The sequence below is a fragment of the Pseudomonas sp. MM227 genome (assembly GCF_947090715.1).
Taxonomy (GTDB): Bacteria; Pseudomonadota; Gammaproteobacteria; order Pseudomonadales; family Pseudomonadaceae; genus Aquipseudomonas; species Aquipseudomonas baltica.
In genome coordinates this window covers 345572-359447 of record NZ_OX352319.1, presented here as the reverse complement: position 1 = coordinate 359447, position 13876 = coordinate 345572, and the positions used below count along the sequence as shown (strand labels likewise).

Below are 13876 nucleotides of genomic sequence, written 5' to 3'. Positions count from 1 at the left end.
ACGGACGACGACTGCAAACTCGCCAGCAATAGGCCATTAAATTTGTAACAAAAAGGTTACGGGGCCATCGTTGGTCAGGCTTACCTGCATATCGGCACCGAACTGCCCGACCTGAACCTGTGGATGCGCTTTTTTTGCAGCGTCCACGAGGTGCTCGAAAAGCGCCTGCGCCAGGGCCGGCACAGCCGCAGTGGAGAAGCCTGCGCGCAGGCCGCTGCGGGTGTCCGCCGCCAAGGTGAATTGCGACACCAGCAACAGGCCGCCGCCAACATCCTTCAGCGACAGGTTCATCTTGCCTTGCTCGTCGCTGAACACTCGATAGTTGAGCAGCTTGTGCAGGAGCTTGTCGGCGCTGGCGGCGGTGTCGTCCGGCTCGACCGCTACCAGCACCAACAGCCCCTGGTCGATGGCCCCGATGGTTTGCCCGGCCACCTCGACGCGGGCCTGGCTGACCCGCTGCAGCAGCCCCTTCACGCTTCTTCCAGGGGCAGGTCCAGCAAACGCCGCGCCATCTGCTCGGCAGCGCGCACCAAAGCGTCGGTAATGCCCGGCTCCGAGGCGGCATGACCCGCGTCGCGAATGACCTGCAGCTCGCTGTTTGGCCAGGCCTGATGCAGCGCCCAGGCGTTGTCCAGCGGGCAGATCACGTCGTAGCGGCCGTGCACGATGACTGCCGGCAGGTGGGCGATGCGCGGCATGTCGCGGATCAGCTGGTCGGGCTCGAGGAAGGCATTGTTGACGAAGTAATGGGTTTCGATGCGCGCGATCGACAGCGCACGCTGCGGCTCGGAGAAACGATCGACCACCAGCGGGTTGGGCCGCAGGGTCGCGGTACGCCCTTCCCAGGTGGACCAGGCCTTGGCCGCATGCATCTGGGCAATCTGGTCGTTGCCGGTAAGACGCTTGTGGAAAGCCTGCAACAGGTTGCCGCGCTCATCCAGCGGTATCGGCGCGATGTAGTCCTGCCAATAGTCGGGGAACAGGCGACTGGCGCCGGCCTGGTAGAACCATTCTATTTCCTGCGGGCGGCAGAGGAAAATGCCGCGCAGGATCAGGCCGTGGACCCGCTCGGGATGGGTCTGGGCATAGGCCAGGGCCAGCGTGGAGCCCCAGGAACCGCCGAACAGCACCCACTTGTCGATGCCCAGGTGTTCGCGAATGCGCTCCATGTCTGCCACCAACCGCCAGGTGGTGTTGTTCTCGATGCTGGCATGGGGCGTGGAGCGGCCGCAGCCGCGCTGGTCGAAGGTCACGATGCGATAGACGTTGGGATCGAAGTAGCAACGGCTCTGCGCGTCGCACCCGGAACCCGGGCCGCCGTGGATGAACAGCACCGGCAAGCCCTTGGGCGAGCCGCTTTCGTCGACATACAGCACGTGCGGCTCTTCCACGGCCAGATCATGCCTGGCGTAGGGTTTGATCTGCGGGTACAAGGTTTGCATCGTGCGCTCCGTTGGATGTTGGGTCTCTGCCGTTGGCCATCATAAACCCGAATGACCGCCCGGCGCATTCTCCCTATTCATTGCAGGGTTTCCACTGAAGGGTTTCACAAGCGCTCCCCTACCAGATAGGCGCCGCCCGGCACGCCCTGGTGCAAAGCCGTGCGGATGTCGCGATACAAGCCGTCGGCCTGCTGCGCAGTCAAGGACTGGGCGTGGTCGCGCAGCACCACCTGCAGCACCAGATTGTGCTGGCCACGAACGATGCCCAGGCGCTTGATGGTCAGCGCGGGCAATTCCTCGAACGGCCAGCAGCCGCGTATGTGCAGTTCCTCGATCCAGCTGGCGCGGTAGCCGGCCACCTGCAGGACCTGCTCGGTGATATCCTCGATCCCCAACCCCGGTGCCACCGCCAGCGACAGGTCACGGCTGATCGCCGGCTGGCGGTACAGGGGCTGCCAGGCCTTGAGGTCGCCCATCTGCGCCTGCACCTGGGGATGGCCGTCGCGCAGCAGGCGGATGTCCGGAACGCCCTTGCGCAGCATGGCTAGGCGGTCCAGCCCCAGGCGCAGAACCAGACCACCATGGGCTTGGGGATCGACCTCCAGACGCTGCAGGAACGCCGGGCAGATGCAGCCGCAGGCGAGGATGTCCACCGGTGCCTGGCGGGTCACCAGACTGACGTTGAGGCCATCGCGGGTAAAACCGCAGGCTCCGCAGCTGTGCCCCCACATTCGCCCCGGCACGGCGATGTCCAGCACATCACCGACCAGACGCAGAAGATCCTGACGATTGCCCAGTTCGGCGTCGCCCAGTACCCAGATGTCCATCTGGTGCGGCTCGGCGCAATGCCAGCGATCACGGATATCGCGACGAAAAGTGATACCCGGTGCGGCGAGCATGATGGTTTCGCCCGGTGCCCGACGCGCCGCCGCCGCTTGCAGGCCGGTGATGATCGCGCTGCTGGTCTGGGTGCGCAGCAGCAGTTCGTCATCCACCCAGCAGCTGTGGTTGCCTACCTCATCCATCACCTGGGGATCATCGCCGCACAGCTGGAAGTTTTCCACGGCAGAGATGATCCGCGGCCCCTTGTGCACCTCGGCCAAGGGCCAGCCTTGTCGCACCAGGCCGGCAAGCAGATCCTTGACCAGCAGGCGCACGGCATGGGGCGGCTCGCAGGCGTCGGTCAGGTCGGCAATGCGCAGCGCCTTGTGTATCGCTTCATGGCTGAGATAGTGCTTGGTGACGGGCATGCAGGCATTCCTTGTTCGAGGCGAATGCCTGCACGCTAGGCAGGGTATTGGGGGACCACAATCAGAAAAGTCTGAAAGGCCTGTTATTCAGAAACGTCTGTCGGACGTTTCTGAATAACAGGCCGTTTGGGGCTTCAGATCGCGACGCTGCGCCGCTGGACGAACCGGTCCACATAGTCGTCGGCCGGGTTGTGCAGGATTTCCCTGGCGGTGCCGGCCTGGATCAGGCGTCCGTCCTTGAGAATGGCGATCCGGTTGCCCAGGCGAAGCGCTTCGTCCAGATCGTGGGTGATGAACACGATGGTCTTGTGCAGGCGGGTCTGCAATTCCAGCAGCTGGTCCTGCATTTCGGCGCGGATCAAGGGATCCAGGGCACTGAATGCTTCGTCCATGAGAATGATATCGGTGTCGGCGGCCAGTGCCCGCGCCAGGCCAACACGCTGGCGCATGCCACCGGAAAGCTGCTGTGGGTAGGCGTGTTCGTAGCCATTGAGCCCCACCGCTTCGACCCAGTGCTGCGCGCGCTCCTCACACAGCGCCTTGCTCTCGCCTCGCACCTTGAGGCCATAGGCGACGTTGTCCAGCACGCTTTTGTGCGGCAGCAGGCCGAAGCTCTGGAACACCATGCTGATCTTGCGACGGCGAAATTCGCGCAGCGCCGGCATGCCGTAGCGCAGGATATCCTCGCCATCCACCAGTATCTGGCCACTGGAAGGATCTACCAGTCGGTTGAAATGCCGCACCAGGGTGGACTTGCCCGAACCGGACAACCCCATGATGACGAACACCTCGCCTGCGGCGATCGACAACGACAGGTCGTCGACCCCGACCACGCAACCGGTGGCGGCCAGCACCTGCTCCTTGCTCTGCCCTTGCTGGCTCAGCGCCAGTGCCTCTTTCTCGCGCTTGCCGAACACCTTGTAGACATTGCGCACTTCGATCTTCGGCGCGTTCATCGGCCTGCCTCGTGACGGGGACGACCATAGGCCTGGGTGATGCGGTCGATCACGACCGCCAGAATGACGATTGCCAGCCCGGCCTCGAGCCCCTTGCCCACGTTCAAGGTCTGGATACCCACCAGCACGTCTTCGCCCAGGCCACGGGCACCGATCATCGAGGCAATCACTACCATCGACAGCGCCATCATGGTGGTCTGGTTGATGCCGGCCATGATGCTTGGCAGGGCCAATGGCAATTGCACACCGAACAGCTGCTGCCAGCGATTGGCACCGAAGGCATTGATCGCTTCCATGACCTCGCGATCGACCTGGCGAATGCCCAGGTCGGTCAGGCGTATCAGCGGCGGCGCCGCGTAGATCACGGTGGCGAAGATGGCCGGTACCTTGCCTAGGCCAAACAGCATCAGTACCGGGATCAGGTACACGAAGCTGGGCATGGTCTGCATGATGTCGAGCAGCGGCATCAGCACCGCGCGCAGACGGTCGCTGCGTGCGGCAAGGATGCCCAAGGGAATGGCGATCACGACGGAAATCAGCGTGGCAACCAGCATCAATGCCAGGGTCTGCATGAGCTTGTCCCACAGCCCCACCGCGCCGACCAGAAACAACAGGCCGACGATGACCGCGGTGGTCAGCCACTTGCGCGATGCATGCCAGGCGATGCCGCCGACAATTGCCAGCATCAGCCACCAGGGCGTCATGCGCAGCAGGCTTTCCAGGTTGACGATGGCCCACAGCAGGGTGTCGGATATCTGCCGGAAGACATCGCCATAGCGGGTCACCAGCGCATCGACGCCGTCATTGACCCAGTTGGCGATGGAAAAAGTGAAGCTTTCAGGAAACATGGGGCGCTCTCGATGCTGGGGGCTTTGTCGATACCAAAGACCAGGTCAAAGCGCTGCTTCGATCTTGGTGGCGGCCGCTTCGCTGACCCATGGTTTCCAGACGTCCGGGTGCTCCTTGAGGAACAGGCGCGCCAGCTTGGGCGACTCGATACGCTCGCGACTCATGCGCGCCAGATTCTGGTTGAGCAGGTCGATGGGCAGGTTGACCTTCTCGAACACGCCGAGCAATTCCGGCGCACCGTCGTGAAAGGCCTTGGACAGGCCGACCTTGATGCTGATGGTCTTGTCCACACCGGGTTTTTCCGCCAGCTTGACGACGTCGACCTGGCCCAGCAGAGGGGTCGGTGACCAGTAATAGAACAGGATCGGTTCGCCACGCTTGTAGCTCGACAGTACCGCCGCATCGAGGGCGGGCCCTGTGCCTGGGCGGAAATTGGTGTAGCTGTCCAGCAGGCCGTAGCTTTTGAGCATTTCGCTGTTTTCCAGCTCGCAGGTCCAGCCGGCCGGGCAATTGTAGAAACGACCCTTGTTCGGTTCTTCCTGATCCTTGAACACCTGGGCGTATTTGCCCAGGTCGGCGATGGCTTCGAGGTCGGGCGCTTTGGCGTCGAGGCCGCGCTTGGCGTCGCCTTCGACCACATAGCGCGGCACGTACCAACCTTCCACGGCGCCGGTGATCGGCGCGCCTACACCCACCACCTTGCCCGCCTGCTCGGCCTTGTTCCAGACCTCGCTGCGACCGACCCATTCCTCGGCGAATACCTGGATGTCGTTGCTGCCCAAGGCACTTTCCATGGTGATGGAGTTGCCCGGCAGGCTGTCGGTCTTGCAGTCGTAGCCGTGTTCCAGCACGAACTGCAGCAGGTCGGTGAGCAGCATGCCGCTCTCCCAGTTCAGGCCGGCGAATTTCACCGGCTTGCCCGATTCGCACCACCCGGCGGCTTGGCTGTTACCGGCAGCGGCCAGCAAGCCCAGGGAAAGGGTCGTTGCCAGGAGGGTCTTGTTCAGTTTCATCGGGTCCTGCTCCACATGGGCCATGGGTCACGGCGGTCTATGGCTGTGACCGCGCGATGAGCCATTGTTCTGCGCGACCTGTGGCAGATTGGCGTATTTGTGTCGCCAGCAGGCCTATTTGGTGAAGCGTCCTTCCAGCCGATGACGCGAACCTGGGTGGATCAAGCGCGCCGCCGTGACCGGCGTCTTGCCCGACCAGGTGCGCCGCAGGATCAGCAGGCAGGGCTCGCCGCGCTCGATCTGCAGCAGTTCGCACTCGCTGGGGTTGGCGAGCATGGCTTCCACCAGGTGCTCGCCGGCGGTCAGCGGTGCCACACGGGTCAGGTAGGCATAAGGCGTCTCTTCGACGAAGTCCTGCTGCAGGTATTGCGGAGCAATCTGGGCGTTGACGTAGCGATCCTCGATCTGCACCGGGATGTCGTTTTCGTAGTGGACGATGATCGAATGAAACACTCGCTGGCCTTCGCGCATGTTCAAGGTCAAGGCGCGCTCGGCGCCGGCCGCTTCTTCTTCCAGCAATACCAGGCGGCTGCTGTGGCGGTGGCCGCGGGCGGCGATCTCGTCGGCGACGTTGTGCACTTCGAACAGCGCCGACTGGCTTTTCGGCTCGGCCACGAACGTCCCTACGCCCTGCATGCGCACCAACAGGCCTTCGGCCGTCAACTCGCGCAAGGCGCGGTTGATGGTCATGCGGCTGAAGCCCAACTGGTTGACCAGCTCGCTTTCCGAGGGCACCCGGTAGTGCGGTGGCCAGGTACCGTTGAGGATCTGCACCGCGATCATCTGTTTGACGCGGGCATACAAGGGCGCCGGACTTTCGCCCATCTGGGCAGCCAGCGCAGGGACAACGGGCGGAGTCGGCACAAGAATTCCTTGGATTGATTCGTGGGGCACAGCGAGTGACATTGTAACGCGACTCGCGCCTGGGCAGGACAACTCTGCACGGGCCGGGCGCGAGCGGGGTTACGCCATCACTTGCCGATATCGGCATCCGCCGCGCGCCAGATCAGGCGCGTGGTGTCATAGCCCTGCTGGCGTGCTTTGGCCAGCATGCGCTCGCGCACGGCCGTGGACACCTGCGGCGTGCGCGACAGCAGCCACAGGTACTTGCGGTTCGGGCTGCCGACCAGCGCGTGCTGGTAGCCGTCGTCCACGTCCAGTACCCAGTAGTCGCCCTTGGCCAGGTCCGGGACCATTCGGGAGAACCAGTTGTCGAACACCACCCACAGCTTGTCGGTCTTGCCGGGGACCTGCGGCGAAGCGGTGCCGTTGGCTTCCTGCCACTTGCCACTGTCGGTGCGGCAGCGGTTGAGCACGCCGATGTTGCCGTCGGCCTGCAGGGTGTAATGGGCTTCGGATTGGGCGCAGTTGCGCTGGAAGAACATGGGCAACCTGGCCACTTCGTACCAAGTGCCTTGGTAGCGCTTCAGGTCTACGCTGTCGACGGTACGTGGCGCCATGCTGGCGTCGGGGGCATTGCTACAACCGGCGATCAACAGCGACAGGCACAAAGGCAGCAAGGCAAACGTGCGCAACGACATGGGGGGCTCTCCTTGAACGGCAGACACAGGGGATGTGCTGCTTAGAAGAGCGGAAGCGGCGCGGGTTCCAATTGGCAAGCAGCCCCTATGGGAGCGGGGCACGGTATTTAATGTGTGGGAGCGGGCTCTGCCCGCGAAGGCCTCACCGCGATCTGCCTGACACACCGCGCCGCTCTCTTCGCGGGCAGAGCCCGCTCCCACAGAGGGGGGCACGGCCTCTGCTAGAAACTGCTAGCCGTGCGGCGTTTACTCGGTGTGGTAACCGGTGACGCGCTCGACTTCCTGCTTGGAACCCAGGAACACGGCAACACGCTGGTGCAGGCCCTCGGGCTTGATGTCCATGATGCGCTGGCGGCCATCGGTCGAAGCACCACCGGCCTGCTCCACCAGGAACGACATCGGGTTGGCTTCGTACATCAGGCGCAGCTTGCCTGGCTTCTCTGGCTCGCGGCTGTCGCGTGGGTACATGAACAAGCCGCCGCGGGTCAGGATACGGTGCACGTCGGCGACCATCGAGGCGATCCAGCGCATGTTGTAGTTCTTCTTCAACGGGCCTTCTTCACCGGCCAGCAGCTCGTCCACATACTTGGTCACCGGGGCTTCCCAGTGACGCTTGTTAGACATGTTGATGGCGAACTCGGCGGTGGTTTCCGGAATCTGCATGTTCTCGTGGGTCAACACGAAGCTGCCCATTTCGCGATCCAGGGTGAAACCCTTGACGCCGTTGCCCAGGGTCAGGATGAGCATGGTCTGCGGGCCATAGATGGCGTAACCGGCAGCAACCTGCTCGGTGCCTGGCTGCAGGAAGGCTTGTTCCTTGAGGCTGTCGTTCTGGCTCAGGTGCTCGGTAGGGCAGCGCAGGACCGAGAAGATGGTGCCGACCGACACGTTGACGTCGATGTTGGAGGAGCCGTCGAGGGGGTCGAATACCAGCAGGTAGGCACCCTTGGGGTACTGGCCGGGAATCTGGTAGGCGTTGTCCATTTCTTCGGACGCCATGCCGGCCAGGTGACCGCCCCATTCGTTGGCTTCGAGCAGGATGTCGTTGGACAGCACGTCCAGCTTCTTCTGCACTTCACCTTGGACGTTTTCGGTGCCCATGCTGCCAAGCACGCCACCCAGGGCGCCCTTGGACACCGCATGGCTGATCTCTTTGCACGCGCGCGCCACCACTTCGATCAGGAAGCGCAGATCGGCCGGCGTGTTGTTGCTGCGGGTCTGCTCGATCAAGTAGCGACTCAGGGTAACGCGGGACATGGACGACTCCGGAGTAGAAAAGGGGTTGGGGAAAGCCCGCACAGTTTACACGGGTGCGGTCAAACCTAGCGAGCGCTAGCCACGCCGCGGCAGCCATCAGATCGCTATCAGGGAATATAGTTCGCCGCCGAGTATGCGGCGAGCCCTTCGCGGCCGATGACCGCTCCTACCGGATGAACACAAAAATCCGTAGGAGCGGTCTGTGGCCGCGAAAAGGCTGGTGCGCTGTATTTGATACACCGCGGTGCGTTCTTCGCGGCCGATGACCGCTCCTACAGACATCCGTAGGAGCGGTCTTCGGCCGCGAAAAGAGCGCCGCCGATCCTGGCCCTACTCCAACGCCTGCCAGATATCCTGCGCATACTCGCGGATGGTTCGGTCGGAAGAGAACCAGCCCATGCGTGCCGTGTTCAATACCGCCATGCGCCACCACTTGTCGGCGTCGTGCCAGGTGTCCTCGACCTTGCGCTGGGCATCCCAGTACGCGTCGAAATCGGCGCACAACAGGAAGCGGTCGTAATTGGTCAGCGAATCGACCAACCCGACATAGCGCGATGGATCATCCGGCGAGAACACCCCGCCCCGGATGGCCTGCAGCACATCGTTCAACCGATGGGAAGCCGCGACATCGCCATGGGCACTGTAGCCCCCGGCATGCTTGCGTTCCTCCACCTGAGCGGCGGTCATGCCGAAGATGAACATGTTTTCCTTGCCCAGGAATTCGCACATCTCGACGTTGGCACCGTCCAGCGTACCAATGGTCAAGGCGCCATTGAGGCCGAACTTCATGTTGCTGGTGCCCGATGCTTCGTAGCCGGCCGTGGAAATCTGCTCGGACAGATCCGCTGCCGGAATGATGCTTTCCGCCAGGCTCACGTTGTAGTTGGGCAGGAACACCACCTTGAGCAGGCCCCGCACGGTCGGGTCGTTGTTGACCACCCGGGCGATGTCGTTGGCCAGTTTGATGATCAGCTTGGCCTGGTGATAACTGGCCGCGGCCTTGCCGGCGAAGATCTTCACCCGCGGCACCCAGTTCGTCTCCGGCTCGGCGCGAATGGCCTGGTAGAGCGCCACGGTGTGCATCAGGTTGAGCAACTGCCGCTTGTACTCGTGGATGCGCTTGACCTGAACGTCGAACATCGCCTCCGGATTGACCGCCACCCCCACGCGCTCATGAATGATGCGCGCAAGCGCCTTTTTGCTGTTCAATCGCTGTGCAGCGAACGCCTTGCGGAACTCGGGCTGGTCGGCAAAAGGTTCGAGGTTTTTCAGCAGCCCTTCCGGGTTGTCGAGCAATTGCGGCCCGAGCTTGTCGACCAGCATGGCGGTCAGCTCGCTGTTGGACTGGTACAGCCAACGGCGGAAGGTGATGCCGTTGGTCTTGTTGTTGATCCGGTCGGGATAGAGCTTGTGCAGTTCAGAGAACACGGTGCTGCGCATCAACTGGGTGTGCAGGCCCGACACGCCGTTGACACTGTGCGAGCCGAGGAACGCCAGGTTGCCCATGCGCACGCGACGGCCGTTGTCTTCCTCGATCAGCGATACCGCGCGCAGCACATCGACGTCGTCCTGGCCTTTGGCGCGCAGCGAATCGATGTGATAGGCGTTGATCAGGTAGATAATCTGCATGTGCCGCGGCAGCATGCGTTCCATCAAGCCCACCGGCCAGGTTTCCAGCGCTTCGGGCAACAGTGTGTGGTTGGTGTAGGCCAGGGTGTTGACGGTGATTTCCCACGCCGTGTCCCAGGCCAGGCCATGTTCGTCCACCAACTGGCGCATCAGCTCCGCTACGGCGATGGAGGGGTGAGTGTCGTTGAGCTGGATGGCGGCCTTGTCGGACAGGTTGAGCAGGCTGTCGTTGCCATTGAGGTGACGACGCAACAGGTCCTGCAGAGAGGCTGCAACGAAGAAGTACTCCTGGCGCAGGCGCAACTCCTGGCCCGCCTCGGTGCTGTCGGCGGGGTACAGGACCCGCGAGATACTCTCGGCGCGTGCCACTTCGGCCACGGCGCCCAGGTGGTCGCCCGCGTTGAAGCGTTCCAGATGCAGCTCTTCCAGTGCCCGCGCACGCCACAGACGCAGCGTGTTGACACTGGAGCCACGCCAGCCGACCACTGGCGTGTCGTAGGCAACCGCGCGCACAGTCTCGCTGGGCCACCACACCTGCTTTTGCTGGCCTTCGCTGTCGGTGACGGTTTCCACATGGCCACCGAAGCTGATCGGGTAGATCACTTCAGGACGTTCGAACTCCCAGGGGTTGCCGAAATTCAGCCAGTTTTCCGTCTGCTCCTGCTGCCAGCCGTCGACGATGGCCTGGCGGAACAGGCCGTGCTCGTAACGGATGCCATAGCCGTGGGCAGCGACGCCCAGGGTCGACATGCTTTCCATGAAACAGGCGGCCAGGCGGCCGAGGCCACCATTGCCCAGCGCTGCATCGGGCTCGAGCAGACGGATGCGTTCCAGGTCCACGCCCAGGTCGGTCAACGCTTCACGGGCGATGTCCAGCAGCCCGAGGTTGCTCAGGCTGTCGTAGAGCAGCCGGCCGATGAGGAATTCCAGCGAAAGGTAATAGACCCGTTTCTGACCCTTGCGGTAGATCTGCCGGGTGTGATCCATCCAGTGCTCGACCATGTGGTCGCGCGCCGCCAGGGCAATGGCCTCGAACCAGTCATGGTCGAATGCGTGATCGGGGTCCTTGCCCACCGCGTAGGTGAGTTTGGCGAGTACAGCAGCGCGGAAATCGGCCACCTCGGCGTCACGGACAAGCGGTTCCTGAGACATGCAATGCGTCCTCGGGGAAATTGACGATTCTAGATGGAATACCTGAGCCTAGACGCTTCGACACACGCTGAAAGCTCAGGTTCGTAACTTTGCACGATTAGCAGGGTTTCAGGCAGATGGTTGTTCACTTTTTCACCAATGCCGGTATGATCGCGCGCCCTGATCCACGTTACCTGATGACCTGACAATGAAAAGCTCTTTGATTGCCGCCGCCGAAGTGGACCGCCTGGACACCTGGCAGAAATATTCCGCGCCGATGTGCGGCGCCTGTATCTCGACCTGCTGCACGCTGCCGGTGGAAGTGAAGATCAAGGACCTGATCCGTATCGGCGTGGTGGATGAATTCGAGAAAGGCGACCCCCCCAAGAACGTTGCCAAGCGTTTGCAGAAGGAAGGCATCGTCGAGCGCTTCAACCAGAAGTCGGGCATTTTCACCCTGACGCGCATGAGCAACAACGATTGCCTGTACCTGGACAAGAAAAGCCGCCTGTGCACCATCTATGAAAAGCGTCCGGACACCTGCCGCAATCATCCGAAGATCGGGCCTCGCCCAGGCTTCTGTGCCTACCAGCCCAAGCCAGTATCGCGCCAAGGCTGAGTAACGTTCCTGCTACCCCTGTGGGAGCGGGCCCTGCCCGCGAAGGCCATACCACGGCCTGCCTGACACACCGCAGCGCCCTTTCGCGGCCAATGACCGCTCCTACAGAACATCGCCACACGCCTCCCCCTGTGGGAGCGGGCTCTGCCGCGAAGGGAGCGCCGCCGAATTGCCGCCGGTCACCCCTGTCGGCTCAGCCCTGCCAGACGGGTCGACAGAGCCTGCATGCCCTGGCTCAGTTCACTGAGGCTCGACGCATCGCGCGCGCCGTCTTCGCTGGCTGCGTGAATGCGCACTGCCAGTTCGTTGATCTCCTGGGTGACATGGCTCTGTTCCTGGGCGGCCACAGCGATCTGCTGGGTGCGCTGGACGATGTCGTCGAAACCGACCACCGTGCTCCCCAGCGACACGCTCAATACGTCAGCTTGCTGCGCCACGGTCCGCGTGCGGTCCTCGCCCGCGACCATGGTATTGACCGCCTTCACCGACGCCTGGCGCAGTTCGCCGATCATCTCCTGGATCTCGTCGGCCGAAGCCTGGGTCCGTCCTGCCAGGGTGCGCACCTCGTCGGCAACCACTGCAAAACCTCGCCCCTGCTCACCGGCGCGAGCGGCTTCGATCGCGGCATTGAGCGCCAGCAGGTTGGTCTGCGCGGAAATCGACTTGATCACGTCGAGCACGCCACTGACACTTTCTATGTCCTGACCCAGGCTGGTGATCGCCTGTGCCACGCTGGCGATATCACCGGTCAAGGAATTGATCGTCTGGCTGTTCTGCTGAACATGCCCCTGGCTCTGGCGCGCCGTCGACAGCGACAGCTGCGCGGTGTCGGAACACTCCGTGGTGTTGGAGGCAACCTCCTGGGCACTGGACGACATCTCGGTAATCGCCGTGGCCAGCAAGGTGTTGTCCTGACGCTGGGTTTCGGCGCGTTCGGCCATGATCACCGACAACCGAGCAACGTCATCGGACTGTTTCTGCAGGCGCAGCGCCTCATCGGCGATGGCCTTGAGCATGCTGCGCAGGTTGCCGGCGTAACGGTTGACCGCCCCGCGCAGCAGGCCGATCTCGTCCGCGCGAGCCACGTCCAGTTCGGCGCTGGCGCCACCGCCCTGCTCGCCCAGCTTGTCGATCTGTGCCGTGGTTTCGTTGATCTGACTGAACACCGCGCGCCCGGCCAGCCAGGCCAGACCGAACACCAATGCAAGGATCGGCAGCAAGGTGGTGAGGATATCCACAGTCAATTTGCTGGCAATGCCGGTCATGTGTGCCTGCGGCGTGGCCAGGCCCACCACCCAACCACTGGCCGGCACCCGAGTGAGACTGATGTAGCCCGCCCCACCCAGTTGCGCGTCCTGATCGATATGAAACGTCTGGGCTTCGCGCTGGCCGCTGCTGCGCCAATCGGCAACGCCCTTGAACCAGGGGTAGGCAGCGAGCATCGCCGCCTCGTCGGCAGGTGCCGGCTTGTCGTTGGCGGCCGGGAAATACAGGACCTTGCCTGATGGGTCGATGGCGAATGCATAACCCCCGGTGACCTGCCCATTGGACTTGAGGAAGTTGGCCAAGCCCGTGAGTGTCAGGTCGATGGTCGCCACACCGGCGAAACGTCCGTCACGACTGTAGGGCACGGTACAGGTGGTCATCAGGATCTTGCTGACCGGATCCTCGTAGGCATCCGACCACGCGCAGCGGCCAGGCGCGGATGCCTTGCCCTGCACGTACCAGTCGGCGGCGTGATAGTCATCGACGGCGCCGGCATTGTATTCCTCGGAATAACCCAGGCCCTGCCCACTGCGTGCCCAATAGAAACTGCGCCGCGGCACGCCTGCGCTGAACGCATTGGGCTCGGGCCACAGGCCACCGCCGGCAATGGCGGCATCGCCCTGTGAGTCGATGATCGGTGCCAATGCACCCTTCACCAGCTCGACGTCGGCCGGCAGCGTCGCGCCCAAACTCGCCAGCGCGGCGACGCGCCCCTCGACCTCGGCCAGCTGGATCGACAGCTGCCGAGCGATGGCCGTGGCCGACTGCTCGGCGCTCTTGGTGTTGGACTGGATCAGCTTGGGCTCGCCGCTGAGTACCATGACCGCGTAGATGGCCACCGTCGTGACCAGAAGGATGAACAGGATGCCCAGGCTGAAGCGGGACATGATCTTGGTAGGTAGCAGGCTCACGGGGCCCCCTTC

The 13876-nt window shown here is 63.0% G+C and carries 12 protein-coding genes; 1 reads left to right on the top strand and 11 read right to left on the bottom strand.

The features are described 5' to 3' along the window. Positions 1 to 36 precede the first annotated feature (36 nt). From dtd to ONG87_RS01575, 10 genes are all read right to left on the bottom strand, one after another. Positions 37 to 474, bottom strand: a complete 438-nt coding sequence (dtd, locus tag ONG87_RS01620) for a D-aminoacyl-tRNA deacylase (protein WP_122480466.1) — start codon at positions 472 to 474, stop codon at positions 37 to 39. After that, on the bottom strand, positions 471 to 1442 hold the full coding sequence (pip, locus tag ONG87_RS01615; RefSeq protein ID WP_122480467.1) for a prolyl aminopeptidase: 972 nt from the start codon (positions 1440 to 1442) through the stop codon (positions 471 to 473). Before pip ends, dtd begins: the two co-directional genes overlap by 4 nt. A gap of 104 nt (positions 1443 to 1546) precedes the next feature. After that, positions 1547 to 2692, bottom strand: a complete 1146-nt coding sequence (locus tag ONG87_RS01610; protein ID WP_192102835.1) for a hypothetical protein — start codon at positions 2690 to 2692, stop codon at positions 1547 to 1549. Positions 2693 to 2826: 134 nt separating this feature from the next. Next, positions 2827 to 3648, bottom strand: coding sequence for a glycine betaine/L-proline ABC transporter ATP-binding protein (locus ONG87_RS01605; RefSeq protein ID WP_264382086.1), 822 nt, complete (start codon positions 3646 to 3648; stop codon positions 2827 to 2829). Further along, complete coding sequence (locus tag ONG87_RS01600) at positions 3645 to 4496, bottom strand: proline/glycine betaine ABC transporter permease (protein WP_122480470.1); 852 nt, start codon at positions 4494 to 4496, stop codon at positions 3645 to 3647. Before ONG87_RS01600 ends, ONG87_RS01605 begins: the two co-directional genes overlap by 4 nt. Positions 4497 to 4541: 45 nt before the next feature. Then, complete coding sequence (locus tag ONG87_RS01595; RefSeq protein WP_264382085.1) at positions 4542 to 5510, bottom strand: ABC transporter substrate-binding protein; 969 nt, start codon at positions 5508 to 5510, stop codon at positions 4542 to 4544. A gap of 114 nt (positions 5511 to 5624) precedes the next feature. Beyond that, the gene (gene hutC / locus ONG87_RS01590) at positions 5625 to 6335 is read right to left on the bottom strand and encodes a histidine utilization repressor (RefSeq protein WP_240998863.1); all 711 of its coding nucleotides are present in this window, start codon (positions 6333 to 6335) and stop codon (positions 5625 to 5627) included. Positions 6336 to 6481: 146 nt separating this feature from the next. Then, on the bottom strand, positions 6482 to 7051 hold the full coding sequence (locus tag ONG87_RS01585; protein ID WP_264382084.1) for a lipocalin family protein: 570 nt from the start codon (positions 7049 to 7051) through the stop codon (positions 6482 to 6484). Between the two features lie 246 nt (positions 7052 to 7297). Continuing rightward, positions 7298 to 8308: a class 1 fructose-bisphosphatase gene (locus tag ONG87_RS01580; protein ID WP_122480474.1), complete on the bottom strand. Its 1011-nt coding sequence runs from the start codon at positions 8306 to 8308 to the stop codon at positions 7298 to 7300. A gap of 330 nt (positions 8309 to 8638) precedes the next feature. Next, the gene (locus tag ONG87_RS01575; RefSeq protein ID WP_192048040.1) at positions 8639 to 11089 is read right to left on the bottom strand and encodes a glycogen/starch/alpha-glucan phosphorylase; all 2451 of its coding nucleotides are present in this window, start codon (positions 11087 to 11089) and stop codon (positions 8639 to 8641) included. 187 nt (positions 11090 to 11276) lie between these two features. Here ONG87_RS01575 and ONG87_RS01570 point away from each other — a divergent pair, with 187 nt between their 5' ends. Continuing rightward, a complete protein-coding gene (locus ONG87_RS01570; protein ID WP_122480476.1) occupies positions 11277 to 11687 on the top strand; it encodes a YkgJ family cysteine cluster protein in 411 nt (136 codons plus the stop codon). 179 nt (positions 11688 to 11866) lie between these two features. Here the strand turns inward: ONG87_RS01570 and ONG87_RS01565 are convergent, their stop codons facing one another. Then, positions 11867 to 13864, bottom strand: coding sequence for a methyl-accepting chemotaxis protein (locus tag ONG87_RS01565; RefSeq protein ID WP_192102833.1), 1998 nt, complete (start codon positions 13862 to 13864; stop codon positions 11867 to 11869). Between the last annotated feature and the right edge of the window lie 12 nt (positions 13865 to 13876).

What these genes read in the sequence shown, in the direction of transcription:
- pip (WP_122480467.1), bottom strand. Translation starts at nt 1,442, where the DNA reads ATGCAAACCTTGTACCCGCAGATCAAACCCTACGCCAGGCATGATCTG.
- ONG87_RS01610 (WP_192102835.1), bottom strand. Translation starts at nt 2,692, where the DNA reads ATGCCCGTCACCAAGCACTATCTCAGCCATGAAGCGATACACAAGGCG.
- ONG87_RS01605 (WP_264382086.1), bottom strand. Translation starts at nt 3,648, where the DNA reads ATGAACGCGCCGAAGATCGAAGTGCGCAATGTCTACAAGGTGTTCGGC.
- ONG87_RS01600 (WP_122480470.1), bottom strand. Translation starts at nt 4,496, where the DNA reads ATGTTTCCTGAAAGCTTCACTTTTTCCATCGCCAACTGGGTCAATGAC.
- ONG87_RS01595 (WP_264382085.1), bottom strand. Translation starts at nt 5,510, where the DNA reads ATGAAACTGAACAAGACCCTCCTGGCAACGACCCTTTCCCTGGGCTTG.
- hutC (WP_240998863.1), bottom strand. Translation starts at nt 6,335, where the DNA reads ATGGGCGAAAGTCCGGCGCCCTTGTATGCCCGCGTCAAACAGATGATC.
- ONG87_RS01585 (WP_264382084.1), bottom strand. Translation starts at nt 7,051, where the DNA reads ATGTCGTTGCGCACGTTTGCCTTGCTGCCTTTGTGCCTGTCGCTGTTG.
- ONG87_RS01580 (WP_122480474.1), bottom strand. Translation starts at nt 8,308, where the DNA reads ATGTCCCGCGTTACCCTGAGTCGCTACTTGATCGAGCAGACCCGCAGC.
- ONG87_RS01575 (WP_192048040.1), bottom strand. Translation starts at nt 11,089, where the DNA reads ATGTCTCAGGAACCGCTTGTCCGTGACGCCGAGGTGGCCGATTTCCGC.
- ONG87_RS01570 (WP_122480476.1), top strand. Translation starts at nt 11,277, where the DNA reads ATGAAAAGCTCTTTGATTGCCGCCGCCGAAGTGGACCGCCTGGACACC.